The following is a 26565-nucleotide window of genomic DNA, read 5'->3' on the forward strand; positions in this document are numbered from 1 at the left end:
ACAGGCTTAAACTTGATGTTTGGGATACCAGCAGTTTGGACAGGCTTAAACTTGATGTTTGGGATACCAGCAGTTTGGACAGGCTTAAACTTGATGTTTGGGATACCAGCAGTTTGTACAGGCTTAAACTTGATGTTTGGGATACCAGCAGTTTGTATAGGCTTAAACTTGATGTTTGGGATACCAGCAGTTTGGACAGGCCTAAACTTGATGTTTGGAATACCTGAGAGCAGATTAGATTGGATAGCCTGAGTAATAGGATTATTTTGGTAATTTGGTATGTCTACGCTATTTTGAGATGCTACAGCTGAAATTGAACATGTTAATGCTAATGAAGTAACTAAACCTTTAATAATTGTTTTCATTGTGTACCTTCTCGTAGAGTTTTAAATATAAAGTAATATTTTTTGACTTATGAGAAGGTTGTTGCAGTTGTTGTGCCAATGTTTGTTTTGTGTGTGCGCTTTGACTTACCTTGTTAACCTCTCTTTGCGTTAAGTTGTGAGATGGGGTGCTCGGTGGTGTCGTTGAGCAGTAGCTGAGTAAATTCAGGTTCTGTAACCGCTTTGCTGAAAATATACCCCTGGATCTCTTCACACTTTAACGCGCGTAATATACTGAGCTGCGAAGCATCTTCGACTCCTTCGCCAACGACTGAAAGCCCCATGTTATGGGCGATAGTGATAATTGAATCAACCATTTTTAAATCACGGTCAGATTTATCAATATCATCCACAAAAGCCTTATCTATCTTTAGCGTGTGGATAGGGAATCGTTTTAAATAAGAGAGGGAAGAGTAACCCGTACCAAAGTCATCGAGGGCTAGACTGACCCCCATTTTAGATAATTGCTGCATAACTTTAATGGCTTTTTCAGGCTCTTTAATAACGGTGCCTTCTGTTATTTCCAGTTCAAGATTAGCGGCTGGTAATTGAGTTAGACGTAAAATTGACTCAATTCGCTGTTGTAAATCAGGTAATGCGAACTGTTTTGACGATAAATTGACGGCGACTCGACCGTTAAATAAACCTTGTGAACGCCATTTTTGCGCAGCAAAGCAAGCCTTTTTCAACACAAGATCACCAATTTCGACAATTAGGCCATTCTCTTCAGCAAGTGGAATAAACTTATTAGGTGGAATGAGGCCGTGTTCTGGGTGGTTTAAGCGAACTAATGCTTCCATGCCCGCCATATGGCCAGTTTTAAGGTCGACCTTTGGTTGATAGTAGACTTCAAATAGATCATCTTTGAGCCCCTCTCTAATGAGGTTCTCAACTTCAAGCTGTCTGATTGCATTCTTATTAAGCGACTCTGAGTAGAACTGATATCGGTTACCACCAGCAGATTTTGCATGATACATGGCAATGTCTGCTTTTCTTAACAATGCTTGTTCATTTTGATCATCTTCTGGGTACAGCACAATGCCGATACTTAAACCCACGACGACTTTTTCTTTACTTAAATCAAAAGGTGCTTCGAAAGCATGAATGACATTTTTAGCTATGATTGCGCTGGTACCAATATCGGGGTTTTTATCAACTAGGATGGCAAACTCATCTCCGCCAAGGCGATATATACTAGTATGGCTAGGGACGGCGACTTGAATTCGCTCTGACACTTGAATAAGTAATTCATCACCGACCTGGTGACCTAAAGAATCATTAATTTTCTTAAAATTATCTAAATCGAGTACCATTAACGTATGGTGAGAGTCTCTTTTTACTAAGTTACCTAGGGTTACCATTAAGTTGGAACGGTTAGGGAGATTAGTTAACAGGTCATTATTGGTGAGCTTTCTCAGCTCCTCTTCTTGCTGTTTTCGACGACTGACATCAGAAAATACCCCTACATAGTGAGACAGTTCACCTTGTTCATCATATATAGCATCGATAGAGAGCTCCATTAAAAAGCTAGTACCGTTGCCACGAGTTGATTCGACTTCGTTATTCCAGCGCCCCTGCTGTTTCAAAATGGTGCGGATCTGTTCCGAGTAACTGTCTGGGTAAAGATCGAAATTAAATAGACTACCAATAAAATCGTTTTTACTTTGCATCACCAAATCACAGCATGCTTCATTAACTTCTACAAATTTGAAGTCTCGATCCAGTATGAACATACCTTCGGAAATATTCTGAATTGCTCGCTCAAATAGCCTTAATTGTTCTTCAGCCTGCTTAAAGTTACTGATATTTTTAATTGTACCCGTCATTCGTAGGGCATTATCATCTTCATCACGCTCTACGATTTTTGCTCTGTCTAAAATCCAAACCCATTCATTATTCTTACCTTTAACACGATAGGCGGCTTCAAAATGATCTGTCTCGCCGTAAAAATGTTTGTTTAATGCTTCACGAACGCGCTCTTGATCCATTGGATGAATGTTACTCTCTTCTCCCTCACTGCCAGAGCGTTGACCATCTTGAGGGAATTCCAATGATCCCCAAATATTTGAGCGATAAATCTGGCCAGTTTCAATGTCCCAGTCCCACATTTCATCGCCACTACCCCATAAAGAAAGCTTTAAACGTTCTTCGCTCTTAGCTATTTGGATTTGAATTTCTCGGCGACGTAATATTGTTTTCACAATTAATATTGAAACGAATAAGCAGCATAGAAAATAGATAAACTTGGCTGTCGTCGAGAGCCACCAAGGGGGGGTAATCTCAATATCTAACTTACGAACCTCTCCATGTTTTCCGGTAACAGGGTCGATAGCATAGATTGAAAACTGATAATCGCCAGGAGATAAATTGGTGTAGGTAGCCGAATTAGTTCCTTTTGAGTGAATATAGGTACCAGAAAGGCCTTGCATTTGATAAACGTAATCAATGTTTTTAAATGGGCTACCTGGACTGCTAAAAGTGAAAGAAAATGGGTAATCAGAATATTTTAGCTTTATTTTATTTGTATGAGATATTTTTTTTTCAAGTATGGAACCGTTAGGTTTTTGAATTATATTGAAAATAGACAGTTCAGTTAAGTTGGTTGTTGGGGGAGTATTATTCTCTAAATATGAGTTTATTTTGTCTAGAGTAACTTTGCTAACCCCAGATATTCCGCCTATATATATGTCTGTTTCATTTTTTAAAATTGACTGGAGATTGTATTCTTCTTGAACCCCTAGTTCATTAGTTAGTATTGATGTAGTAGCGTTGGTTAAATTGTGTACGATGATCTCATTTATTGATGAAGCGTATAATTTCTCATTTTCGATAACTAGTGAGAATATTGGTTTGTTATTTGAGTATAAAGTACTAAAGCTGTTCTGTGAAAGGTTGTATTTGTTAATACTTGTATTTGTTCCGAAAAACAAAGAGTTTCCAGCAACCGTTAAACTTGTTACAAACTGGTCGTCATAAATTTTTTGAACAATGTCCCCATCAAGCTTAGATAAACCTCCTTGTGTACCTATGTAAATAGAATTGTTCAATTCCATAATATCAAAAATAGGGTTGCTTAAGTCAATTTCAGTAAGTTTAGACGTTTTATTTTTAGTGTTGTATTTTAAAAGAAAACCATTGGAAGAACCCGCTACAATAGTTTTATTGTCACTTAGCTTTTTTATTAAAAAGTAAGAGCCATTGTTAATTTTAGATAATTCGCCATTTTTTTTGTTGACGGAGTGAAGGCCTTCACTGCTAGCTATAAAAATAGTGTTTCCAACTGTTGTGGCGGTTTTATTTCCTAGTATGTTTGTTTCATACTGTTCTATTATTTTAAAGTTGGAATCATAGAGTAACAATTTACTGTCTTCGGTTGTTACTAATATATTTTCGCTTTCATCCTTTGATATCGACCATACGTTACCAAGGTTGTTGGTGACATTTTTAATTAGGTTGTAACTATCGTCTATAATGATAAACCCTTCATTCTGGTTGGCGATGAAGGTTTTGCTTATTCCTCTAAATATATTAACTCTAGAAAGGTTTAGCTCTTTGTATTCAAGATGAAGCTGACCTATCAAGAGTGGCTGTTCGAGTATTGATAGGTCGTAGATAGTATTTTTTTTCAATGCGTAGTTTTTATCGCCGTAAGAGATACCGAGGAAGTTAGAGTCGTTTACTTTAGTAATAGATGATTTGTTTATTTCGAAAACACCTTCTTTAGTAAGGCTGATTAATCTATTGTTTAATACCTTTAATGCCGTTGAATCAATGTTTTCGATAGTGTAGTTTTTTGTTATTGATTTAACTTCTCCTGAATAAGTCCTTATGTATAATTCATCTTTAAAGAATAGAGCTTGTTTAACACCGCTAAAGTTGTCGCTATAAGACTTGATTAATTCAAGCCCCGATTTTATTGAACTTTCTTGAGTGACATAAACAGAGTTCTCTGTTCCTATTAATATCAAGTTTTCACTATGTGAGATAGACCAAATAGCTTGATCGTGTATGAAACTATCTGACTTCAGAGAAGCAATTCGATCCTTATCTCGATCATAAACAGCGAGGCCTTTATCTGTACCTATATACATCACACCTTGCTCACTGATAAATAGGCTGCGAATAAATGCGCTAGGTAACTCGTTTTCAGGCGAGGGGAAATAATGGCGGAACTCTTTACCGTCATATCGGTTAAGGCCATTAACTGTTCCAATCCAGATGTAGCCATCAGCATCTTCAACAATGGATGTGACATTGCTTTGGGATAAACCGTCCGGGACACCTAAAGAAACGGAGTTAAGCGTTAACGCGACAGCGGAATTCGCCATAAAAATGGTAAAGAGGAGGAAAGTCGCTATTTTTAATAGAGTTTTAGGCATATTTTTTGTTTGATTATTAGCCAGTTTTGACAGGCAACTGTTTGTTATCCCCACTTTTTCAGAAAGTGACTGCATTGTCAAAACCTTGGGTGGTAAATGTAGCTGATAATCATTCTTACCTCTCATTTCCATATGTAAGTTAAACTTTATATCGTTGCCTTGGCAGAGCAATACCTTGCTTAGGTGTCACTTTTTAGATGAAAGGCCTGTGTTAAGTTGAATTTTATGGTGTTTAAGCTAAAAGGTGTGCTTGAACATAATTGCATGTTTATTAAATATTTTTATTAAGTAAATGTTCTAATAATCAAATTGCTGTGCACCTTGCTTAAATGCTCGCAGATCAGTGATCATTTTGTCTGATTCTAAAGGTGGCTGCTCTAAATGTGAGTCACCAGTACTAAACAAGACCAAGCGATCGCAGTGTTTTGTACGCATCTTCTGCATAATAAACTTGATCAAATCAGCACGAGTGAGCTGTTTTATTTGCTCTGAAACACACTCTCTTTGATTAAATTTGTAGTCTTTATTGCCGATACTCGACCAATAACGTTGACTACGAACTTTAAGGCTCGAGTCTTTTACTAGCACTTGATTGATGAGACCGAGTTTAGTTGATTCCCACTGCTCATTGGTTATTTGCAAAACGGCATAAGCAAAGTCGGCAATAAACTCATCTATTGCTTCTAGCAATAGCTTAGGTCCAGAGGTGGGAGATTGAATATAGAAAATAATACCGGGGTAGCGGTTTAAAGGGAGATAGCCTGTACCGACCATATAGCCTAGTTGACGCTGGGTTCGCAACTCATGAAAGAAGGTCGACGACATGGTGTGGTTTAGCAGGCTAAACAGTGCCATGGTTTCAGGCGTCGCAACATCGGACTGGTAGTACACAATAATGCTACTGTCTGGATGAGAAACAGGGATCTCACGTAACAGACTGCCTTTGTTTGACAGGTCGATAAGCTCACGAGATGACTCTTTACTCGGGGTTGTTACTAGCGACAAGATTCTTTCTAATCGCTCGCCTAACACTTTGGCTTCACTCTTTAGCCAATCACCATAAACGAGTCCCTCTAAATGAATTTTCTCGTAGAAGCTTTTAACATGATCATGTAGATCATCGAGGGTGATTTCTTCGAGGATCTCAGCCATTCTTGAAGGCTCAAAACTGCGCTTTTGTAGGGTTACCGTTAGGCTGGTAAAGAGCTGTGAGATTGGCTTGGCTTGAGACTGATTATACCAAGCACGTAAAATTTGACGTTTAATTAGATCAAAACGGCTTTGGGTGAAGTTACGTTCTCTGGCTTTTGCGATAACCAGCTCAAGCAGGGCTTCTTGTTTGCCTGTGAAACCAGTTAGATGCAGGGTGATCCCTCCTTGATGAGGATAGATATTATAACTGAGGCCCGCCACTTCTGCTTGATAGGTATATTCTGTTAAATAGTCGAGTAACATTTCAACGTATAGTCGGGTCAATGCGGCATGCCTTGGAGATGCAGCAGCTTGAGCCGAGTCAAGTGACAGATACAAATGACCCTTAGGTACATTGAATTCATCGTCTTTACGGTGCCATATACGATAACCCGCTTTTTGTGCAACTACTGTGGGTACTGCCGATTGACTCTTATCGGGTCGAGCAACACACTCTTTATTGATAAAAGGGTTTTTAGGCGGTAAACAAAGCTCGTCACGGATAACAGGCTTTGACCAACGGCTAATATCTTTGCTTGGAATTGCTTTTATCTGATAAGGGGAATGATACCAAGCGGCATTTTTATTGGTATCTAGCTCTGCAGCAATTAACTGTAGTCGCATGTTAGACGGTACCATAAGTGCCAAAAGCTGTTCAGTTTCCGCTATTCTGAGGCCGTCCATACGGTAATCACCGTAAATAATATCATCAACATCATAATGATGCATATTAATACTCAAGTGGCTGGCTAAATCGAGAGAGTCAACTTGTTCCTGATATTGAAATGCAACTCTTAGTAAGGCAGCCCTTTCATCGTAGCGCCATGCTTGTAAACCTTCAGTACGGATTAACTCGATATATTCAAATGTTGATTCAATAACAGTATGTAAATCTGCAAGACCGCGGTCTGTAAGCTGAATGCTGATATTGAAGTCTTTAAAGTTGTAACCGTTAACGCCGCCACCGGCGGACAGGTTATTGGCAAGTCCTCGTTCTTTTAAATAGGACAATAAGCTTCCTTTACCTTCATAGCCTAATAAATGGCTGATAAAAGTCAGCGGCTTGTGTTGGTAAAACGGTTCTAGAGCGGGGAGGGCAAAAGTAATTGCGACACGCTTTTGTTCTTTAAGAGGCAAAATGTTGATTTGAGCTTGCAGTTGCTCTGGTAGATAAATCGATACATCTGGGTAGTTTTCGACAGGAGCGTGATCACTAATCTCATTAAAGTATTGTATAGCGAGTGACTCAAGTTCATCCAATGATTTTGGCGCAACTAAACACAGGGTCATCACGCTGGCGCAGTATTTGGCTTGATAAAAATCAAGTAGTTCCTGCCTTAACAGACTCTCTTCTCCTGCTAGTGTCTTGAGGTTACCTACTGAAAACTTTGAAAAAGGGTGCGCTGGGTTCACCGTCTCTTTTTGTACTTGGTATACTCTGCGAATATCATCTTTTAGCTTCATACTAAATTCAGATTCAATGGCATGCCGTTCTCGATCCACTAAATCGATATTAAACAGTGGCGCGATAAAGAATTGGCTAAATCTATCGAGTGAATTTTCAAACTGGTCAGCGTGAATACTGTAAAAAAAGTTAGTGTGTTCTGTACCTGTCCAGGCGTTATTGGTTCCGCCGTGCTGATTGATAAATGCAGAATACTCCCCAGAATCAGGATATTTCTCGGTACCTAAAAACAGCATGTGCTCAAGAAAGTGTGCCATACCAGGACGTGCGATAGGATCGTCAAAGTGGCCAACCGCCACTGCCATCGATGCCGCTGCTTGAGTGGCTTTTTGATCTTCAACCAGTAGTACAGATAAACCATTTTTAAGTGTTAAATGGCGATAGTGTCTGTGATCATTTGGGCTGGTTGTTATCTGTTTAGCTTTGGGCAAGGTATGACTCCAGTATCTGGAAGAGGCAAGTGGGTGACTAAGCCGCTTCCGTGCCAACATTTAGGCAAAACCAATAAACGTAACGCTTTGAGTAGTAACTGTTTGAGTAAAATATTGTTAATTCAATTTATTGAGTTAACTTGCCATCATTTTGGCGTATCTTCAAACACAACGGCTGTAAACTTAAAAATAAACTGATTTTTGGCTAAAAATTGTCACTCTCGTTCAGCTAAAGCGCTTAGCCTTTTAAAAAACATTTTAGTTGCTAGATATCTATTCGACTAATTAATAACTAAATAACGGTATGTTGGCGCATGGATTCGGACTACAATTAAAGCATAACAATAAAGAATCGGGAGTAGCCAGCAGCATGCAGCTATTTTTAATGCGTCACGGAGAAGCGGGTTATAGCGCTCATTCTGATAGAGAACGCACACTCACTGATAACGGACGTCACCACACCCAACTGATGAGTAATTGGTTAGGACTCACTATCAAGCAATTTGATTTAGTGCTAGTGAGCCCTTATTTAAGGGCGCAGCAAAGCTGGCAAGAGGTCAGCAAACACTTTCCAGAGCCTTCTAAATGGATAACCTTAGACGAATTAGTGCCTTCGGGAGATCCTGAGCAAGTCGCTCATCTCGTACTTGCCTACGCTGAGCAATATAAGGCAGAAAATGTGTTAGTGTTAGCTCACATGCCGCTATTAGGTTATTTGGTGAGTGAATTGGTTCCAGGTATCGAGCCGCCGTTGTTTGCCACTTCGGGAGTTACCTTGATTGAAAGACAAAATAACCGAAATACCTTGGTTTGGCAGCACGCGCCGCACTCAATTAGCTAACGCGAACTGAACGGGGTTAGCACTATAAAAAAGTGAGTCATTCTAATATATAGAAGACTCACTTTTTTATTGGCTGATTTTTATCCACTTATGTATTAGCGGCGATAGGGTTGGTCACCAATGTCGATAAGAATCAACAAGGCCGCATCGCCGCCCCATTCTTTGGTCGCTTGATGAAAGGCTTTTACATGGGGATGTTGTGCAAGCCACATTGGGATATTTTGCTTCAAAATACCGGTGCCATGGCCATGCATAATGCAGCAGCAATGGCTCTGCTGTTTGATGCAGGCCTGGATTAATGCGGCAAGCTCTAGTTTGGCCTCGGTTTGGCGCATACCGTGCAGATCTAATAGTAGATCGGGCATGTAGTCACCACGGCGTAGGCGTTTGACCTCATAGCTGTCCACATCATCTCTGGCCCACTTCATCGGGCCGTTTACCGGCAAAAGGGGCTGATAGGTGTCAGAGAAATAGCTATCTGCATGTAGCTGCTGTTCTTTCTCTTCAATTATTTTTCGGTCTTTAGGAGCCGTAGTGAAATGGCGCTTATTTTGCTGAAAAGGTTTCATGCCTTTTGTAAGCTCAGCAAAAAGAGCCAAATCATCATTATCTTTGCTTTTATTCATCTCTCTATTTTATTGAATCCGATGCCATATGAATAGAGTTCAGTTACAATGAATCGGAATTAAAAAGTTGGAGTGAATTTTGGATAAGATTTTTGTTGATGAAGCGGTAACAGAATTACGCACTATTGGCGATATGCTACGTTGGGGTGTCAGTCGTTTTAATGATGCAAACATTTACTATGGGCATGGTACTGACAACGCGTGGGATGAAGCCATCGCGTTAGTATTCCATGCGTTGCATTTGCCGGAAGAAATTGGTCAGCAAGTATTTCACTCAAACTTAACTAGCAGTGAAAAGCATAAAATCGTTGAGCTTATCATTCGCCGCGTAAGAGAGCGTCTGCCCGTTCCATACTTAACTAATAAAGCAAAGTTTGCTGGGTTAGAGTTTTATGTGGATGAGCGTGTACTTGTTCCTCGCTCGCCGATTGCAGAGCTAATCGCAAATCGCTTTAGTCCTTGGTTATACAACAAGCCAGTTAACCGTGTACTTGACCTTTGTACCGGCAGTGGTTGTATTGCTATTGCTTGCGCTTATGAGTTTGAAGATGCTGAAGTCGACGCATTAGACATCAGTGTTGATGCGCTAGAAGTTGCGCAAATCAATATTGAGACGCTTGAGGTGATGGACAGAGTATTCCCAATGGAATCAGATCTATTCTCTGCTATTCCAAAAGGCCCTCACTACGATTTAATTGTGTCGAACCCGCCTTATGTTGATGCTGAAGATATCGGTGATATGCCTGATGAATATCATCATGAACCAGAAATTGGTTTGGCATCAGGTCGTGATGGCTTAGATCTGACTAAGCGTATTCTTGCCAATGCTGCTGACTATCTCACCGAAGATGGCCTGCTAGTGGTTGAAGTGGGTAACTCAATGGTGCATTTGAACGAGCAGTTCCCAGATGTGCCGTTCACTTGGGTTAACTTCGAAAATGGTGGCGACGGTGTGTTTATCTTAACGCGCGACCAGCTAGTTGAAAATGAATCACTTTTCGTTATCTACAAAGATAGTGAATAATAGACTCTAGCCGCAGGCTTGCCTGCGGCTTTAATACCAATTTGTACTCCTACACCTAGATTGGTATTGAATAGGAAATTTACCGACACAGCGCGGGTAAATGATAATTAGAATAACGAGATAGAGGGCGATAAAGCGAATGTCGGGAAACAGTATTGGTCAAAACTTCGTAGTAACAACATTCGGTGAAAGCCACGGTGTCGCTATTGGTTGCATTATCGACGGCTGCCCTCCAGGGGTTGAGCTGACAGAAGCGGATATGCAGCACGACTTAGATAGACGCCGCCCAGGCACATCACGCTATACCACCGCTCGTCGCGAGCCTGATGAAGTACGCATTCTTTCAGGCGTATTTGAGGGGCAAACAACAGGCACCTCAATTGGCTTGTTGATTGAAAACACCGACCAGCGCAGCAAAGATTACTCAAATATTAAAGACTTGTTCCGTCCAGGACATGCAGATTACACCTATCAACAAAAGTATGGTCAACGCGATTATCGTGGTGGTGGGCGTTCATCTGCCCGTGAAACCGCAATGCGCGTTGCAGCAGGTGCCGTAGCTAAAAAGTATTTGAAGCAAGTTCACGGCGTTGAAATTCATGCATATCTGTCACAGCTAGGTCCAATCTCCGCCGAGACTGTCGATTTTGCACAGATAGAGCAAAATGCTTTTTTCTTCCCTGATGCATCAAAGTTAGATTCATTAGATGAGTATATGCGCGATCTTAAAAAGAGTGGTGATTCGATTGGCGCTAAAGTGTCAGTGGTTGCCATGGGCGTACCTGTAGGACTTGGCGAGCCAGTTTTTGACCGACTTGATGCCGATATCGCTCATGCCCTAATGGGGATCAACGCGGTAAAAGGCGTTGAAATTGGCGATGGCTTTGAAGTGGTTAATCAAAAAGGCTCAGAGCACCGAGACTTAATGTCACCTGAAGGCTTTGCATCAAACCATGCTGGCGGTATTTTAGGCGGCATTTCATCAGGCCAGCCAATCGTTGCCCATATTGCGATGAAACCCACTTCAAGTATCAGCGTGCCTGGTGAAAGTATGACAGCTCAAGGTGAAACTGCTGAAGTAGTGACTAAAGGTCGTCACGACCCTTGTGTCGGTATTCGAGCGGTACCGATTGCAGAAGCCATGTTAGCAATCGTATTGATGGATCACCTCTTACGTCACCGCGCGCAAAATATGGATGTGAATAGCAGTACACCTATTATCGGAATGCGTTAATGTTTCAACCTAAGAGCACAGAGCAGCAATTACGCTGGCTCTGTGCATGTTATTTCTTTTTCTTTTCTATTCTTGGCATCATGGTGCCTTATCTTGGCGTTTTTTTTGATAGTCGAGGTTTTGACGCTCAAGAAATAGGCTTCTTACTCGCAATTTTAATGGGCACGCGGATCATCGCGCCGAACTTATGGGCCATTGTTGCCGATAAAACCGGGATGCGCTCCGAGCTAATTAAAATCGGTGCCGGCGCTGCAGCATTAAGTTATCTCACCTTTTTCTATGATGGCGGTTTAGCTTATTTAGCCATTAGCTTAGCCGTGTATACTTTTTTTTGGAACGCGATATTAGCGCAGCTTGAGGTTATCACTCTTGAAACGTTAGGTGATGACGCGAATCGATACGGTGCGATTAGAAGTTGGGGCAGTGTTGGCTATATCGTGCTGGTGGTCAGTGGTGGTTTTGCTATTGGACACTGGGGACCACAGATTTTACCCTATATTGGTATGACATTATTTATCGGCATGCTAATTAGTGCTCTGCCATTACCGTCTAATCGAGCCGTTGTAGAAAAAAATCAAATCCGTAGGCCTCTGGTGTTTGATAAAGCCTTAATCTGGTTCTTAGTTTCAGCCATGTTGCTACAGATGAGTGCAGGGCCATTTTATGGCTTTTTTGTGCTTTATCTGAAACAGGCGGGATATTCAGAATCTGCTGCAGGGATCTTCGTCGCCCTTGGGGTGATGGCTGAGATCGTCATGTTCATGTACGCCCCAAGGTTATTAGGCCGCTTTGGGGTTAAAACGCTGCTGGTGGTCAGTATTGGTCTGACGGCAGTGCGTTGGCTGTTGCTGGCGTACGGCGTTGAAAATATCCTATATCTTAGTATCAGTCAGCTATTGCATGCTTTCACCTTTGGCTTAACTCATGCCGCATCTATTCAGTTTGTGCATAAACATTTTGATATTAGCCGTCGAAGCCAAGGCCAAGCGCTATATGCCAGCTTAAGTTTTGGCGTGGGCGGTGCATTAGGTACGTGGCTATGTGGCATTATCTGGGGAGATGGCTCTGGGGCCGTGTCGGCTTGGGTCTTTGCGGCGGGCTGTGCATTTTTGTCTATGTTGGCGGTGTTGTTCATTCCTAAAACGCAGGGGAAAATAGCCTAGTAAGCTATTTTTGGCCGGTTTCTGCCTAGGTTTACAGTAAAAATTACCGTCGTGTTTACAGCCAACACAAGCTGTTCGTATTGGCCGTTTAGAGTCAGCATTAAAAATGGAGTATCAATAGTGAGGAAGTTTCGTCTCGGGTTAATTATTAATCCACTTGCAGGCCTTGGCGGCAGTGTTGCCCTAAAAGGGAGTGATGGTGTGGCTTCAGAGGCGATAGCTAAAGGCGCGGTACCTAAGGCTCACCTGAGAATGCAGCAAGCCCTAGCTGTTATCGAACCCTATAAAGCACGTATTGAGGTCATAACCGCTTCAGGCGATATGGGAGAGAAGCTTGCAAAAGAGATGGGTTTTACTACACGGGTGGTTTACCAAGCGCCGAGCGAGACACAGGCTCAAGATACACAAAGAGTAGTCAGTGAGTTGTTAGCTGAAAACTTAGACTTACTGCTCTTTGCCGGTGGTGATGGTACGGCGCGAGATGTGTACGCCATTGCCGACGACAACATTCCCGTTCTAGGTGTACCCGCAGGTGTTAAAATCCATTCAGGCGTATACGGCATAACTCCACATGCGTCAGGCATTGTCGTGAAAATGTTACTAGAGGGAGACTTAGTCAGCTTGATGAGCGCCGATGTTATGGATATCGATGAAGCCGCGTTTAGAACGGGCGTGGTGCGTGCGCGCCGATATGGCGAAATGCTAGTGCCGGCAGAACCTAGGTATGTGCAAGCGGTTAAAATGGGCGGCAAAGAGACCGATGAGCTGGTGCTTGCCGACATTGCAGCCGAAGCGATTGAGCAGATGGAAGATAATCTTTGCATCATGGGCTCGGGTAGCACAGTTGCCGCAGTAATGAGCGAGTTAGGGCTTGATAACACTCTGCTAGGGGTCGATGTTATTCAACAGCAGGACGTAGTTGCTAGCGATCAGTCTGCCTCAGAGCTTCTACTGCTCACTGAAAATAAAGCGATTAAACTCTTTATTACACTCATTGGTGGCCAAGGGCATATCTTGGGGCGGGGGAATCAGCAACTCAGCCCAGAGCTTATCCGGCGTGTAGGAAAAGACAATATTATTATCCTAGCGACAAAAACTAAGCTAAAAGCACTTGAAGGCAGGCCATTAATTGTGGATAGTGGCGACCCTGAATTAGATAAAGCGCTTACGGGGTATTATAAAGTGATTACTGGTTATCACGATTACGTGATGTATCAGGTCGCAAACCCTGATTTAGCTGAATAAACAATACCCATCAGTTTGGCCGTTATCGCATCGATTAAATGATATTTGGCAACTGATGTGCAGCGACTGCTGTAAATTTTAAATGAACGTTTTGACTAGATGCCGAAAGTGTCGACAGCTAGTCTACAATAAAAAATGTGGAGCCCTCGATGATCGAGAAGTACGAGCAAACATTACAAGACTGGATTGAAAGCATTGTTGCCGAAGGTGATGATGATGCGTTATTTGCAAGTGGCTATTTACAAGGTCATTTTGCTGTTGTGTTGTCTCAGCTAGAAGCAGAGAGTGAGCAGGGAATGGACGCACTTGAAGTGAAAATGTCTGACTGTCTGGCTCTGGCAAGAGAAGAGCTAGATGACAATGATTATGCATTAGTGAGCGATGCTTGGACTCAGCTGAGTGCAAAGTTGGCAGCATAACCCTTTAGCCTTGGGTTTTACACGGTGAATATTTAGAGTGATAGAGTTTACGCTTTTATGAGTAAGATTAGTTTCGTTGCAATTGGCCTTGTGAACCCCAAAAGCCCGACCAATGTCGGTGGCATTATGCGTGCGGTTGGGTGTTACAGTGCCGATGCGGTTTTTTATACTGGTAAGCGCTATGAGCTAGCAGCCAGTAATGGTAGTGCTCAATACAATACCGACACTAAGCGTGCAAGCAGCTCAATTCCACTGAGCAAAGTTGAATCCTTACTGGATGCAATTGAATCCGATGTAAAAGTGGTGTGTGTCGATCTGGTCGAAGGTGCTATTCCATTACCTGAGTTTGAGCATCCAGAGAAAGCGATTTACATTTTTGGCCCTGAAGATGGCACCATTAGTCAGCAAGTCATCAACAACGCTGATGCTGTGGTTTACGTACCGACGGTAGGTTGCATGAATTTAGCGGCATCAGTAAACGTTCTGCTTTATGACCGCTTGTCAAAGTCTTCATCAATTGCCAGTGATGAGCTGATCAGAAGTAGCCGCGATACTAACAATCGAGTTAGGGTAAAACGTTAACTTTTGTTGCTCTTTTATACTTTGAAGCCACTTTTATAGTGGCTTTATTGTTTTTAGCCTCTGGCAACTTATACCAATCAGTATAAGACGTTGATCTACTCAGAACGTTTTTGGCAAACTAATTCAAGGCGAATAACTGAAAGAATGGTTGCTCCCTTGTGAAGTTGTTGAACGCAGAAGTAGGCAGCCAAAAACGCACCAGAATGGTGAGTTTTAGCGGCTCTGATACTGTGACTCTTATGGAACAAGAGGGAGCTTAAACGTAGAATGACTATGCGCTTCACTCGTTGCAAACCACATGGTCTTGTATGTTCCCGACATACATAAGACATTTCCTCCATCCCTGAAGGTCAGATGTGGTGAATGTCATTAATGCACGACTATATGGATATAGGAGTTAGAGTAACGCAGGAGCAGTTATCGAGGAGCATTTAATGACCTTATCTCAGTGCCGCTATACTCTCGCTGAGCGACCAAATCTTTATACTGATTGGTATTACATGCAATGCCTTTTTCATTGGGACGAAATAGGTAAATGTCTTGCTTGATTTATTGACTCCTTTAAGGTTTTTAACCATGTTCTATTGAGCGAGCAAATCGCTTTTATACTGATAGGCACAATAGCTGCTTAATCAAATGGGGATAACATTAAGGAATGAATGTAAAATGGCTACAAAGAAAATACTAACCAAGCGAAACCTAATTTTAAACGCGACTCTTTTTGTGTGTTTGCTCGGGGGAGTAGCCTGTAGCTCAGGGCCCGCAACGCTTCAACAGGGCCCAGATGCAGAAAGGACTAAAGAGGGACTTGTAAGAGTCGATCATTCAAGGTTGGCTCTCTCTTATGTTCGACCAGATGTTAACTGGGGTAAATATACCAAACTTTATTTTGAACCCGTTCAAGTCACCAATGATCATCCTGCTGATTACAAGCCACCAAGAATTGATAAAAGAGCCGAGGGCTTAAATGCGACCTATGAGCTGCCGTTAGAGGCGCTCGATAAAATGTCAGAGCAATTTCAGATCACGGTTAAAGAAGTCTTTAATAATGAGCAACCATTTGAGCTGGTAAATATTAAAGGTCCAAACACCTTAGTGATCCAAGCCGCTGTAACCGATATTCGTTTGAGTGCACCCATAGAGTCAAGTCGCCGAAGCTTTAATTCAATGGGAAGAACCTATACTGAAAACTCAGGCTCTATGATGTTATTGGCAGTGATTAAAGATGGTGAAACCGGTGAGGTGCTTGCTAAGGCTGCTGATAGAGGCGAGGGGTTTAATCAGTGGAGTCAAAATACGAAAGTGTTTAACTGGGGGGATGTCAAAACCGTTTACCGCCGTTGGGTGAATGATTTTAAGAATGCCTTATTAGAAGCGGGTGCTGAATAATCCGACTTTTCGGCATAGTGGAAGCATCTAAGCCATTACCTTTAGGTAGCCGCTTAGATGCTTTATTTGTAGGCCGGCATTTATGCCGTCAACTTTTAGTTACCAGCTCTAGTTATCTGCTTTAGTTACCAGCTTTAGGTTGATACTTTGATGATCACATCTGACGAAATCAAGCATTGTGAAATCACTATGGACTATGGGTCAAACTACTGATCTTAGTGGCTTAGTGTTAACTATCACCGCCGATGTCTAATGCTTTACCCTTAAGTAGTTTTCTCATCCACATGCGATTTGGATTTAACAGTGACACAAAATCCAAACTAAGCGGCATCGGCTCATTACAAATTTGTGCCGCTAGTGCCTCGGCAGCTAAGGGGCCTGAACTTAACCCGCGTGAGCCTAGGCCACCGAGAACATATAGGTTTTTATGAATTGGCGCTGGATGAGTTTGCCAAAACTTGCGGCTTTCTGGCGAAAGTTGATGCTGTTGATATAGCGCTAAGATAGCATCTAAATCTGGAACAGGTCCCATCATAGGGGCATGATCTCGAGTCACCATACGGACACCAACACGGGCGCTATGGGCTGATATATCTATATCATCAACCCAATCTTGGCCGATATAGCTATGCTGGATTTTTTGTAAGTTTTCAAGCTGTTCAGTCGGACAATAACTTAAATGCTGCGCATTTTTAACGTAACTGGCGCCTAAGCAATGCAAAGAATTGTTACTTGGTGTCATATAGCCGTGGGCGCAAAGTACTGCGCTGAGCTTTGACAGCTTAGTGCGAGAGGGCGCGTGGCTCACCTGTCCCCTAAAGCCAGTTGCCTGTAAATGTTGGGTTTGAGGAAACTGTGTCAGCGATTTGCCATTTGCAATGACTAGCGCGCTAAAAGGACCAAAGAGGTGTTTGTCGCTTCTAAGGTACCAAGCCTCGTCTTTAAAATGAATGTCGGTGATCTGGGTGTTAAGCTGCAGTGACGCATTGGCAATCTTTTGCGCTTGGTTAAAGGCGGCTTGAGTAAAATCTTGCGGCGACACCCAGCCACCTTGTGGGTAGAAGATCCCGCCATCATCAATCTTTACGCCTGCGATTGCAGATGCTTGCTCAGCGGTAATGCTCTTTGCTATCTGCTCGTCCCAATTATGACTGTCAATAATTTTAGCCACACGCTTACGGCTTCGCTCATCATGACCGGTATGCACCACGCCGCACAGGTCAAAATCGATTTTGTGTTCTTGGGCGGCGAGTGTTTTCAGCCTCTGTAAGCTAAACAGGTAAGCCTGCTGAAAATATTGGCTTAAGGTGTTGTTATCTGGCGTCAGTAAGGGATATAGCGCACCTTGCTTGTTACCAGAGGCGGCTTGAGCGAGTGCCGAGTCCTCACAAAACAGAGAAATTTGCTGGCCTCGCTCAGCAAGCGATAATGCCAAGCTTGCACTGGCTACGCCGCCGCCAATAATGGCGATACCATTATCGTTTTCTTGAGTCATTAAAGCGGCTGAACAGACTGGATAGGGGGCTTGTAATTGTCGGCTCTGTGAGCGCATCGCAGCGCGTTCTTGAAAAGTAATGTCATCATAGCTTAGTGGCAACTCACTATATAAACCGACTTGCTCTGCAAGGGTTTGGATCTGCTGCTGAGCTGCTGGCGCAAATGAGTTATCGAGGCAAAATAGGCTGTCATTATGGGTTAATTTTGCTATCTGCCAGAAAAGTGCCACATCCAATTGCTCTAGCGCTACATTGCCTGCCATGTACCAGCCATCAATCACCCCCGTACTGGCACTCGGCAACTGTTGTAATTGTTGAGTGTAACTTCCAAAGTGAAAATCAATATACAGCTTGCCATCATTGACAATCATTCGCTGACAGCCTTCTATAGCCACTAAACTTACGCGCAGGGTTGGGTTTGAGCTAAGCTGTTCTGCTAATCCGAGTTTAGAGATAAAAGCGTGTAAGTTTGAGTCAATATGACTAAAAATTTTCAGCGTGACTCTGCGCTTGGTTATAAGTTGAGACTGCTCAATGATGAGCTGCTTAAGGTTTACTAGAGAGCCTAAACCTAACTGCGCAATCACTATTTGCTGAGTATTTTTACTATCAATAATTTGCTGAAGAATTTTACTTACTGTCATGGTTACGTCTTTAATGTTAAATTAAGCACTCATAAATATGCTTTATAATCGGTTTTACTTGCTGAAATTGTACATTCTTATGGGCATATTTTGGCAAAGATTATACGTAAGGTCTCATAATGAGCATTATTTTTGTGTTCTTTATGGAAAGCTGACCACTTAAATGGATGAAAAGCGATACCATTGGTGCAGCAAAATTGGTACTAGATGTACAAAATGGAAAGTTAATAATGAAAAGAGTCGTGATCACCGGACTTGGCGTTGTCTCAAGTATCGGTAACAACAAGCAAGAAGTCACTGAATCATTAAAAGCGGGTCGTAGTGGTATTACCCACTCAGATCAGTTTGAAGAAATGAAGCTGCGTAGTCATGTTTGGGGCGACATTAAGATTGACCCATCAGAACATATTGACCGTAAAGCACTTCGCTTTATGGGTAATGCAGCAGCCTATGCACACATCGCAATGCAAGAAGCGATTAAAGATGCTGGTTTAGTTGAAGAGCAGTATTCAGACCCACGTGTCGGTATTATCGTAGGCACGGGCGGCGCATCTTCAGCAAACCAGGTTCAAGCAGCAGACACGTTACGTGAAAAAGGCGTTAAGCGCGTTGGCCCGTATATTGTGCCGCGTATCATGTCGAGCACTGCCAGCGCATGTTTGGCAACGCCATTTAAGATTAAAGGCATGAACTACTCAATCAGTTCTGCTTGTGCAACGAGTGCACACTGTATCGGCCACGCGGCTGAACTTATCCAAATGGGTAAGCAAGATATGGTGTTTGCTGGTGGTGCTGAAGAAGTCGATTGGACGCTAACCATGGGTTTTGATGCTATGGGCGCACTATCAACTAAATATAACGATGAGCCAACGAAAGCATCTCGTACCTATGATGCAGACCGTGATGGTTTTGTTATCTCTGGTGGCGGCGGTATCGTCGTTGTTGAAGAGCTAGAGCACGCGTTAGCACGTGGCGCAAAAATCTATGCTGAGATCATCGGTTATGGCGCGTCATCAGACGGTTATGACATGGTAGCTCCATCAGGTGAAGGTGCGGTTCGTTGTATGCAGATGGCGCTTGCCGATGTAGACACGCCAATCGATTACATCAACACTCACGGCACTTCTACTCCAGTAGGTGACATGCGTGAGCTTGAAGCACTACGTGAAACCTTTGGTGATAACTTGCCAGCTATTGCATCGACTAAGTCTCTGACAGGTCATGCACTAGGCGCTGCTGGTGCACACGAAGCGATTTACAGCTTGATCATGATGGAAAGTAGTTTCATTGCGCCAAGCATCAACATCGATAATGTCGATGAAAAAGCTGCAGGCATGCCAATTGTGACCGAAATGACTAAGAAAGAGCTCAATACCGTGATGAGCAATAGCTTTGGTTTTGGTGGTACAAACGCAACCTTGGTAATGCGTAAGTACAAGTAAACAATACTGACACATTATTCAAAGATTGAAAAAGGAAGCCTAGATAGTATCTAGACTTCCTTTTTTGTTTTCTGCTATGCAACTAATGCTCACAATCAGCACTGACAATGACTCAATCAGTGCGAGCGTAAGCTCACTTTAATCGTCAATCAGCCTTTCACTGCTCTATACAAACGTTATTCAAACTTTGAACTCAGTCCAGCATCGGGGATGATTACTTCCAGGGGGGGCGGGTTAAGTCTCTGTTTTAATAGTTGAATAAATCCTGATATGCGCGCAGAACGCTCCTTTTCTGGGCTACTTAATAGTGCAACAATATTCGCGTTGGGTAATGAATATTCCGGCAATATGCGCACCAGTTCACCGCTGTTTATCTGCGGCTGCACATCCCATTCAGAACGCATAATGATGCCAAGTCCTGCAATAGCCCAATCTTTAATGACACGCCCCTCGTTGCTTGCAAGTGTTGGGGTGATCCTAATCATTTCAACTTTGGCATTATCATGTTTGCCGTCGGCAAGTTTGGTGAAGGGCCACAAGGTGACATCTTCGTTATTCTCCCTTAGAGCGATGCTCCTATGATTGAGTAGTTCTTGAGGGACCTTCGGTGTGCCCATTTGCTGGAGGTATGTTGGAGCGGCGCAGATAAACCTCTGATTAGTTGCTAGTGTAATCATTTTTAATGAAGAATCATTGAGCGCACCTATATAGATGATGACGTCCCATTTATGGTGACTCGACCAATTCGGGTTATCGGACAACTCAAGCTCGATATCTAATTGAGGGTGTTTAACTTTATACTCCCCAAGCAATGGGGCGATATAGTCATTACCAAACCCTAGTGGGGCTAACACCTTGAGCTTGCCGCACACATGTTCCTTTAGTTCATCGAGCTGCTCTTGTAATTCATCGAGTCCGCGTAGAATTTTCAGGCCTTTATCCAGTAGAAGTTGCCCTTCTTCGGTAAGGCTCACGATTCGAGACGGCCGCTGAATAAGTTTAATCGACAGTTTTTTTTCAATATGTTGCAGTCGTAGGGTCACCGAAGGTGGGGTGATATTTAAGGCTCGCGCGGCATCTGCTAGCGTTCTGTGACTAGCAATTGCTGTAATGAACCTGAGATCTTCAGTGGTGATCATTTGGTTTGAACCTAATCTATATCTTAATAAGTATTAATGTAAAACAAAACGTACTTCTTGGATACTCTTGTTCTACTTGCTGGTTTGATGGCGCTCACGTGCATCATATCCACAAATGAATTATTTGATAGATTAGGAAAATTAGCATGTTACGTAATGAAATTCTAAATCCACAATTATTGATCAAGTATCAGACTCTCGATACGCCATTCATGCTGGTTGATAAACAGGTCGTGCTTAAAAACTTAGCGCGATTACGCGATAAGACTGAAGGTTTGGGGGCTGAATTACGGCCGCACTTTAAAACCGTTAGAGCACTTGAAGCGGTTAATGACTTATTGCCGCAAAACAGTTCAGCCATTACTGTATCAACGGTAAAGGAAGCTGAGGCACTGGCAGCTGAGGGCTATACCAATATTGTTTATGCCGTCGGTATATCTGAGGCCAAATTACCAAGGATCGCTCACCTTATTGCTAGAGGGACCGAGGTAAGAGTGCTACTCGACACAATAGAACAAGCGAAGTTTGTTAATCGCTATTGTGAGCAGCACTCGTGTGTCATTCCAGCATTAATCGAAGTTGACTGTGATGGACATAGAGGTGGCATTCACCCAGATGATCCTACGTTAATTGAAATCGCCAACCTGCTCCATCAAGGAGCTGCAAGCTTTCACGGTGTGTTAGCTCATGCGGGGGAGTCCTATCTTTGCTTCGATGAAAAGTCTCTAGCAGAAGCTGCCAGCAACGAAGTTAACATGACGCTAAAAGCGGCCAATAACCTTCGCGCCGCAGCAATTCCATGCGATATCGTTAGTATTGGTTCAACGCCTACCGCTCACAGCTATCAAGACCTAACCGGGATCACCGAAGTGAGAGCTGGCGTTTATGGTTTCTTCGATTTAGTCATGGCTGGGATCGGGGTTTGTAAATTAAACGATATTGCAGCTAGCGTGGTAACAACGGTTATTGGCCATAACAAAGAAAAGGGCTGGTTGTTCATTGATGCAGGCTGGATGGCACTGTCAGCTGATCGTGGTACAGCGGGTCAACCCAAAGATTGTGGATATGGCTTGGTCTGTGAAGTCAATGGTACATTGCTTGAAGGTCTGCAGGTTATCTCTGTTAATCAAGAACACGGCATCATTGGCACAGTAGGTAATGACCTCATTAAGCTTGAAGATTTCCCCGTCGGCTGCCGATTACATATCTTACCTAATCATGCCTGCGCCACAGCATCTATGCATCAGCACTACTATGTGTTTGATACGCGAAGCGATACATACGAAATCTGGAACCGAATTCAAGGCTGGTAACATGCAATATTTAAATGAAGCGCAAACCGCAAAATTGGTCACCCATCAACTGGCTTATTCTGCTGTAAAAGAAGCGTTTATCGCAGCGACTACAGATGAAGCAACACTGTTTCCAGTGGTTAACGCATCAGGCCCACAAACGGACTCAATGTTTTCATTAAAATCAGCTTCTACCAAATCGCTGGTGGGCTGGAAAACTGGTAGTTACTGGCCAGGTAATCAAGTTAAGAGTATGCCGTGCCATGGCACCAATGTATTTCTGTTAAGCGCTGAAACCGGTGAACTTGTTGCTGTGGTTGCAGCAACACAAGTTAATGCCTACCGCACCGCGGCGGCCGATGCAGTTGCTGTGAATTACCTAGCAAGAGAAGATGCTAGCGTGTTGACTGTCTTTGGTACTGGGCATCAAGCTGAATACGAAGTATTAGCCATCGCAGAAGTACGTGATATCACAAAGGTGTTAGTGGTTGGCCGTGATAAACATGGTTGTGAACAGTTCGTTAAACGACTTATAGACAGTGGCTTACAAGCTGATTGCGAAGTGGCAAGCGCTCAATATGCCTGTGAACATGCAGATATTATCGTAACCGCAACCACAGCCACTGCGCCGTTATTTAAGGCTCGCTGGGTTAAAACGGGCACTCATATTTCAGCCATGGGGGCTGATAAAGTCGGCAAGCAGGAGTTACCAGTGGAGCTTTATCAAGACGCAAGGTTATTTTGTGACTACCGAGCGCAGTCGCAGGTGATTGGTGAATTTCAGCACGCAGAAAATGTACCAGTGACAGAGATAGGTCACGTCATAACATGCCAATCCGTAGGGCGCTCTAATCATGATGAGATTACTATTTTTGATAGTTCAGGCATCGCTATTCAAGACTTATTTGTTGCTGCTAAACTGCTAGAACTGAATGAAGAGCTAAGTAATTAACTAGGGTTTAGTTAAGTACTAGAAGCTAGTAAAACATAAACTGTGATAAATGCGCAAAGAACCAGCAGCCCAGAACTGCTGGTTTTTTTATTGGCTATAAATGTTGAAGTTCAAATTGCTAATATGCTCTTTACAACAGCTCCAAGCAACACTCGATAGTCAAAAGTGACGGGGTATGGGGTTACTTAAACTGCATTATTTGATGATGCTTTACTTTTGACTAAGCCTTTAGATAAAAATATGACTGATAAGAGTAAAAAGACTGCAGAACCAAACAGATCCTGTTCTATCACGTTATAAATCAAACCTAAAAACATGAGGAGGGATGCCCAATAATATCTGCTAGGCGTTGATAATAAACTGGTTCTCATTGAGGATACCTTTCTGAAAAAAAAACTGGTACTTACATGTACCTTTAACACTCGACAAAGGTGGGGCGTATTAGCACGTTGTTGCCCTGTTCCCATATAGCGTAATAATTCGCGGCGCTTGTTAGAAGGCGATGGATAATTTAATGAGGGGGAACCTCATCATGCTGCAAAATCAACGTCCCAATAGCTGAGCTAATTTTAATTCCGGCGGCTAAAACTAATACTCCAATAAAGAACACCGCTAATGTCATGAGCCCTGTTTTCTCTTTTTCGGCAACATCACTCCACCGGTTTCTTAATCCATTAATCATTCAATTATTCCTTAGTTATCTAATCAGTCGTTATCTAACCAATGACTTAGCGTGCACGCCACTAATTTCACTAGTAACGTTTTCGCTTAAAAACTAGTTAGTAATTTAATATTTTTGCCATTGATTAACCTAGCATTTGTCAGCTTTGCTGAACAACTCATTAGGTACGTAGTCAATATGAAAAATATTGTACTTAAGAGTTTGCCTGTTCGTTATCTTGAGTTGGTTAAATGGCCATATTTTCAATCCGTTGTTTCTATTGGATCTGCCATCTTGTTAGAATACAGCTCATACACATTCTGCACACTTTTAGGAACCACGATGAAGATCCTTGCCGATGAAAATATGCCTTATGTTCAGCAGTTATTTGGTGATTTGGGCACGATTGAAACCTTAAACGGCAGGGAGTTAACGCCTGAGCAAGTTAACGATGCCGATGTGTTACTTGTCCGTTCAGTGACTAAGGTTAACCAAGCATTGTTAGCTCAGAATAACCAACTTAAATTTGTTGGTAGCGCCACCATAGGCACAGATCATATCGATTTGGATTACCTTGCCAGTCGCAACATTCCTTTTTCTAATGCACCGGGCTGTAATGCAACAGCAGTAGGGGAGTTCGCCTTTATCGCCATGCTTGAGTTGGCGCAGCGCTTTAATAGCCCACTAAAAGGTAAAGTGGTGGGTATTGTCGGCGCCGGTAATACTGGAACCGCGGTAGCGAAATGTCTTAATGCTTATGGGATAGAAGTGTTACTTAATGACCCATTGCTAGAGCAAAGCGGTGATCCCCGTGATTTTGTGACCTTAGATACACTCATTGAAAAGTGTGATGTGATTAGCTTGCATGTACCTATTACTCAAAATGGCGAGCACAAGACCTGGTACTTGTTCGACGCGGCACGCTTAAATAGCTTGCGTGAAAATACCTGGCTGATTAACTGTTGCCGCGGTGAAGTGATCGATAATCGTGCTTTAATCAAGTTCAAGCAACAACGTGATGACGTAAAAGTGGTGCTCGATGTATGGGAAGGGGAGCCTAACCCTATGCCTGAGCTGGTGGCCTATGTTGAATTTTGTACGCCGCATATTGCGGGTTATTCCTTAGAGGGTAAAGCGCGCGGCACTTTTATGCTGTATCAAAAGTTAGCCCAGGTGCTGCAAATTAGCGCTGATAAGCAGATGGAATCATTATTACCGCCGCTTTGGAGTGAGCAGGTTATTGTGCAGCAAATTGATGATGAAAGAGCCTTGTTACAGCTTGCGAGATTTGTATACGATTTGCGCGATGATGACCAATTATTTAGAAAACAGTTTTTAAATCAGCAAGGGTTCGATCATATGAGAAAAAATCACACCCATCGCCGTGAATTTAGTGCATTAAAGGTAGGCAATACGGGGCAAACTAATGTAAATTGGTTATCCAATTTAGGGTTTTCAGGAGTCGAGCTGTAATTATGTCGCAGGAATTTAATGTTGTCGTATTAGGTGCATCGGGCGCAGTGGGTCAAACAATGATTGAGATCCTAGAAGAGCGTAACTTTCCGGTTGCTAATTTATTTCCATTAGCCAGCAGTCGCAGCGCCGGTAATACGGTCAGCTTCCACGGTAAACAGGTCGAAATTTTAGACGTTGACACCTTTGACTGGTCACAGGCTCAGATTGGTTTCTTTTCTGCAGGTGGTGACGTTTCAGCTAAGTGGGCGCCTATCGCTGCTGAAAACGGCTGTGTTGTTATTGATAACACCTCTCACTTCAGATATGACATCGACGTGCCATTGGTGATCCCAGAAGTAAACCCTGAAGCGATTGCAGACTTTAGAAATCGTAACATCATCGCCAACCCGAACTGTTCAACGATTCAGATGTTGGTTGCACTAAAACCTATCTATGATGCATTCGGTATTTCACGTATTAACGTGGCGACCTATCAGTCTGTGTCGGGTTCAGGCAAGCAAGCTATTGAAGAGTTGGCAGGTCAGTGCGCGAAGCTGCTACAAGGTTTACCGGTTGAGCCAAAGACTTACTCGAAGCAAATTGCGTTTAACGTATTGCCACAAATTGATAAGTTTATGGACAACGGCTACACCAAAGAAGAGATGAAAATGGTGTGGGAAACGCAAAAGATATTTGGTGATGACAACATCGTTGTAAACCCAACGGCTGTTCGCGTTCCGGTATTTTACGGTCACTCTGAAGCGATTCATTTAGAAACACTACAACCTGCTGACGCCGAAGATGTTAAATCGGTATTACGTGGTGCAGAAGGTGTTGAACTATTTGATACCGATGATGAGTATCCAACAGCCATCACCGAAGGTGCTGGAACCGATCCTGTTTATGTTGGCCGAGTGAGAAAAGATATCTCTCATGAAAACGGTATAAACCTTTGGGTTGTATCAGATAACATCCGTAAAGGTGCGGCACTTAACAGTGTTCAAATCGCTGAAGTATTGATTAGAGATTATTATTAATTTTTAGATTAACGATGCTTTGCTGAATAAAAAGCCCGCACAATGCGGGCTTTTTATGTTTTAAAGATGTGAACA

At 42.7% G+C, this 26565-nt stretch carries 19 protein-coding genes and 1 pseudogene; 13 read left to right on the forward strand and 7 right to left on the reverse strand.

Going from position 1 to position 26565, the window contains the following annotated elements:
- The 3 genes and pseudogenes from ACVBIU_RS14590 to ACVBIU_RS14600 all read right to left on the reverse strand — a co-directional run.
- Positions 1–365 (reverse strand): annotated as a pseudogene (locus tag ACVBIU_RS14590) (hypothetical protein); the annotation flags it as partial.
- Positions 366–478: 113 nt separating this feature from the next.
- Positions 479–4762, reverse strand: coding sequence for an EAL domain-containing protein (locus tag ACVBIU_RS14595; protein WP_447164155.1), 4284 nt, complete (start codon positions 4760–4762; stop codon positions 479–481).
- A gap of 297 nt (positions 4763–5059) precedes the next feature.
- Entirely contained in the window at positions 5060–7849 is a 2790-nt protein-coding gene (locus ACVBIU_RS14600) for an insulinase family protein (protein ID WP_447164121.1), read from the reverse strand.
- A gap of 370 nt (positions 7850–8219) precedes the next feature.
- Between ACVBIU_RS14600 and sixA the strand changes: the two genes are divergently transcribed.
- On the forward strand, positions 8220–8690 hold the full coding sequence (sixA, locus tag ACVBIU_RS14605; RefSeq protein ID WP_447162024.1) for a phosphohistidine phosphatase SixA: 471 nt from the start codon (positions 8220–8222) through the stop codon (positions 8688–8690).
- 95 nt (positions 8691–8785) lie between these two features.
- Here sixA and smrB read toward each other — a convergent pair whose 3' ends face one another.
- Positions 8786–9316, reverse strand: a complete 531-nt coding sequence (gene smrB / locus ACVBIU_RS14610) for an endonuclease SmrB (protein ID WP_447162025.1) — start codon at positions 9314–9316, stop codon at positions 8786–8788.
- 79 nt (positions 9317–9395) lie between these two features.
- Between smrB and prmB the strand changes: the two genes are divergently transcribed.
- The 7 genes from prmB to ACVBIU_RS14645 all read left to right on the forward strand — a co-directional run bounded on the left by prmB (position 9396) and on the right by ACVBIU_RS14645 (position 16372).
- Positions 9396–10340 (forward strand): 50S ribosomal protein L3 N(5)-glutamine methyltransferase, encoded by a 945-nt coding sequence (gene prmB, locus ACVBIU_RS14615; protein ID WP_447162026.1) that lies wholly within the window; start codon positions 9396–9398, stop codon positions 10338–10340.
- A gap of 139 nt (positions 10341–10479) precedes the next feature.
- Entirely contained in the window at positions 10480–11574 is a 1095-nt protein-coding gene (gene aroC, locus ACVBIU_RS14620) for a chorismate synthase (protein ID WP_447164122.1), read from the forward strand.
- Complete coding sequence (locus ACVBIU_RS14625; RefSeq protein ID WP_447164123.1) at positions 11574–12737, forward strand: MFS transporter; 1164 nt, start codon at positions 11574–11576, stop codon at positions 12735–12737. Before aroC ends, ACVBIU_RS14625 begins: the two co-directional genes overlap by 1 nt.
- Before the next feature lie 120 nt (positions 12738–12857).
- Positions 12858–13982 carry an ATP-NAD kinase family protein gene (locus tag ACVBIU_RS14630; protein ID WP_447162029.1) on the forward strand — a complete coding sequence of 375 codons (1125 nt, stop codon included), beginning with the start codon at positions 12858–12860 and terminating at the stop codon, positions 13980–13982.
- 149 nt (positions 13983–14131) lie between these two features.
- On the forward strand, positions 14132–14401 hold the full coding sequence (locus ACVBIU_RS14635; protein ID WP_447162030.1) for a YfcL family protein: 270 nt from the start codon (positions 14132–14134) through the stop codon (positions 14399–14401).
- A gap of 57 nt (positions 14402–14458) precedes the next feature.
- On the forward strand, positions 14459–14983 hold the full coding sequence (locus ACVBIU_RS14640; RefSeq protein ID WP_447162031.1) for an RNA methyltransferase: 525 nt from the start codon (positions 14459–14461) through the stop codon (positions 14981–14983).
- Between the two features lie 666 nt (positions 14984–15649).
- Complete coding sequence (locus tag ACVBIU_RS14645) at positions 15650–16372, forward strand: DUF3313 family protein (protein WP_447162032.1); 723 nt, start codon at positions 15650–15652, stop codon at positions 16370–16372.
- 229 nt (positions 16373–16601) lie between these two features.
- On the opposite strand, the gene mnmC is transcribed toward ACVBIU_RS14645, so the two are convergent.
- Positions 16602–18512, reverse strand: a complete 1911-nt coding sequence (gene mnmC / locus ACVBIU_RS14650; RefSeq protein ID WP_447164124.1) for an FAD-dependent 5-carboxymethylaminomethyl-2-thiouridine(34) oxidoreductase MnmC — start codon at positions 18510–18512, stop codon at positions 16602–16604.
- Positions 18513–18742: 230 nt separating this feature from the next.
- Between mnmC and fabB the strand changes: the two genes are divergently transcribed.
- A complete protein-coding gene (fabB, locus tag ACVBIU_RS14655; protein ID WP_447162034.1) occupies positions 18743–19954 on the forward strand; it encodes a beta-ketoacyl-ACP synthase I in 1212 nt (403 codons plus the stop codon).
- A gap of 176 nt (positions 19955–20130) precedes the next feature.
- Here the strand turns inward: fabB and ACVBIU_RS14660 are convergent, their stop codons facing one another.
- Entirely contained in the window at positions 20131–21093 is a 963-nt protein-coding gene (locus tag ACVBIU_RS14660; RefSeq protein ID WP_447164125.1) for a LysR substrate-binding domain-containing protein, read from the reverse strand.
- Positions 21094–21239: 146 nt separating this feature from the next.
- Here ACVBIU_RS14660 and ACVBIU_RS14665 point away from each other — a divergent pair, with 146 nt between their 5' ends.
- Together ACVBIU_RS14665 and ACVBIU_RS14670 are read left to right on the forward strand one after the other, a co-directional pair.
- Entirely contained in the window at positions 21240–22406 is a 1167-nt protein-coding gene (locus ACVBIU_RS14665) for a DSD1 family PLP-dependent enzyme (protein WP_447162036.1), read from the forward strand.
- Between the two features lies 1 nt (position 22407).
- A complete protein-coding gene (locus tag ACVBIU_RS14670; RefSeq protein WP_447164126.1) occupies positions 22408–23337 on the forward strand; it encodes an ornithine cyclodeaminase family protein in 930 nt (309 codons plus the stop codon).
- 511 nt (positions 23338–23848) lie between these two features.
- Here ACVBIU_RS14670 and ACVBIU_RS14675 read toward each other — a convergent pair.
- Positions 23849–24019: a hypothetical protein gene (locus ACVBIU_RS14675; protein WP_447164127.1), complete on the reverse strand. Its 171-nt coding sequence runs from the start codon at positions 24017–24019 to the stop codon at positions 23849–23851.
- Between the two features lie 321 nt (positions 24020–24340).
- On the opposite strand from ACVBIU_RS14675, the gene ACVBIU_RS14680 reads away from it, so the two are divergent.
- Entirely contained in the window at positions 24341–25471 is a 1131-nt protein-coding gene (locus tag ACVBIU_RS14680; protein WP_447164156.1) for a 4-phosphoerythronate dehydrogenase, read from the forward strand.
- 2 nt (positions 25472–25473) lie between these two features.
- On the forward strand, positions 25474–26490 hold the full coding sequence (locus ACVBIU_RS14685; protein WP_447162039.1) for an aspartate-semialdehyde dehydrogenase: 1017 nt from the start codon (positions 25474–25476) through the stop codon (positions 26488–26490).
- Positions 26491–26565: the final 75 nt, after the last annotated feature.

Source organism: Shewanella sp. 30m-14 (assembly GCF_052977125.1).

What these genes read in the sequence shown, in the direction of transcription:
- sixA (WP_447162024.1), top strand. Translation starts at nt 8,220, where the DNA reads ATGCAGCTATTTTTAATGCGTCACGGAGAAGCGGGTTATAGCGCTCAT.
- ACVBIU_RS14660 (WP_447164125.1), bottom strand. Translation starts at nt 21,093, where the DNA reads ATGATCACCACTGAAGATCTCAGGTTCATTACAGCAATTGCTAGTCAC.
- smrB (WP_447162025.1), bottom strand. Translation starts at nt 9,316, where the DNA reads ATGAATAAAAGCAAAGATAATGATGATTTGGCTCTTTTTGCTGAGCTT.
- ACVBIU_RS14675 (WP_447164127.1), bottom strand. Translation starts at nt 24,019, where the DNA reads ATGATTAATGGATTAAGAAACCGGTGGAGTGATGTTGCCGAAAAAGAG.
- ACVBIU_RS14625 (WP_447164123.1), top strand. Translation starts at nt 11,574, where the DNA reads ATGTTTCAACCTAAGAGCACAGAGCAGCAATTACGCTGGCTCTGTGCA.
- ACVBIU_RS14595 (WP_447164155.1), bottom strand. Translation starts at nt 4,762, where the DNA reads ATGCCTAAAACTCTATTAAAAATAGCGACTTTCCTCCTCTTTACCATT.
- fabB (WP_447162034.1), top strand. Translation starts at nt 18,743, where the DNA reads ATGAAAAGAGTCGTGATCACCGGACTTGGCGTTGTCTCAAGTATCGGT.
- ACVBIU_RS14645 (WP_447162032.1), top strand. Translation starts at nt 15,650, where the DNA reads ATGGCTACAAAGAAAATACTAACCAAGCGAAACCTAATTTTAAACGCG.
- ACVBIU_RS14640 (WP_447162031.1), top strand. Translation starts at nt 14,459, where the DNA reads ATGAGTAAGATTAGTTTCGTTGCAATTGGCCTTGTGAACCCCAAAAGC.
- ACVBIU_RS14685 (WP_447162039.1), top strand. Translation starts at nt 25,474, where the DNA reads ATGTCGCAGGAATTTAATGTTGTCGTATTAGGTGCATCGGGCGCAGTG.
- mnmC (WP_447164124.1), bottom strand. Translation starts at nt 18,512, where the DNA reads ATGACAGTAAGTAAAATTCTTCAGCAAATTATTGATAGTAAAAATACT.
- aroC (WP_447164122.1), top strand. Translation starts at nt 10,480, where the DNA reads ATGTCGGGAAACAGTATTGGTCAAAACTTCGTAGTAACAACATTCGGT.
- ACVBIU_RS14680 (WP_447164156.1), top strand. Translation starts at nt 24,341, where the DNA reads ATGAAGATCCTTGCCGATGAAAATATGCCTTATGTTCAGCAGTTATTT.
- ACVBIU_RS14635 (WP_447162030.1), top strand. Translation starts at nt 14,132, where the DNA reads ATGATCGAGAAGTACGAGCAAACATTACAAGACTGGATTGAAAGCATT.
- ACVBIU_RS14665 (WP_447162036.1), top strand. Translation starts at nt 21,240, where the DNA reads ATGTTACGTAATGAAATTCTAAATCCACAATTATTGATCAAGTATCAG.
- ACVBIU_RS14670 (WP_447164126.1), top strand. Translation starts at nt 22,408, where the DNA reads ATGCAATATTTAAATGAAGCGCAAACCGCAAAATTGGTCACCCATCAA.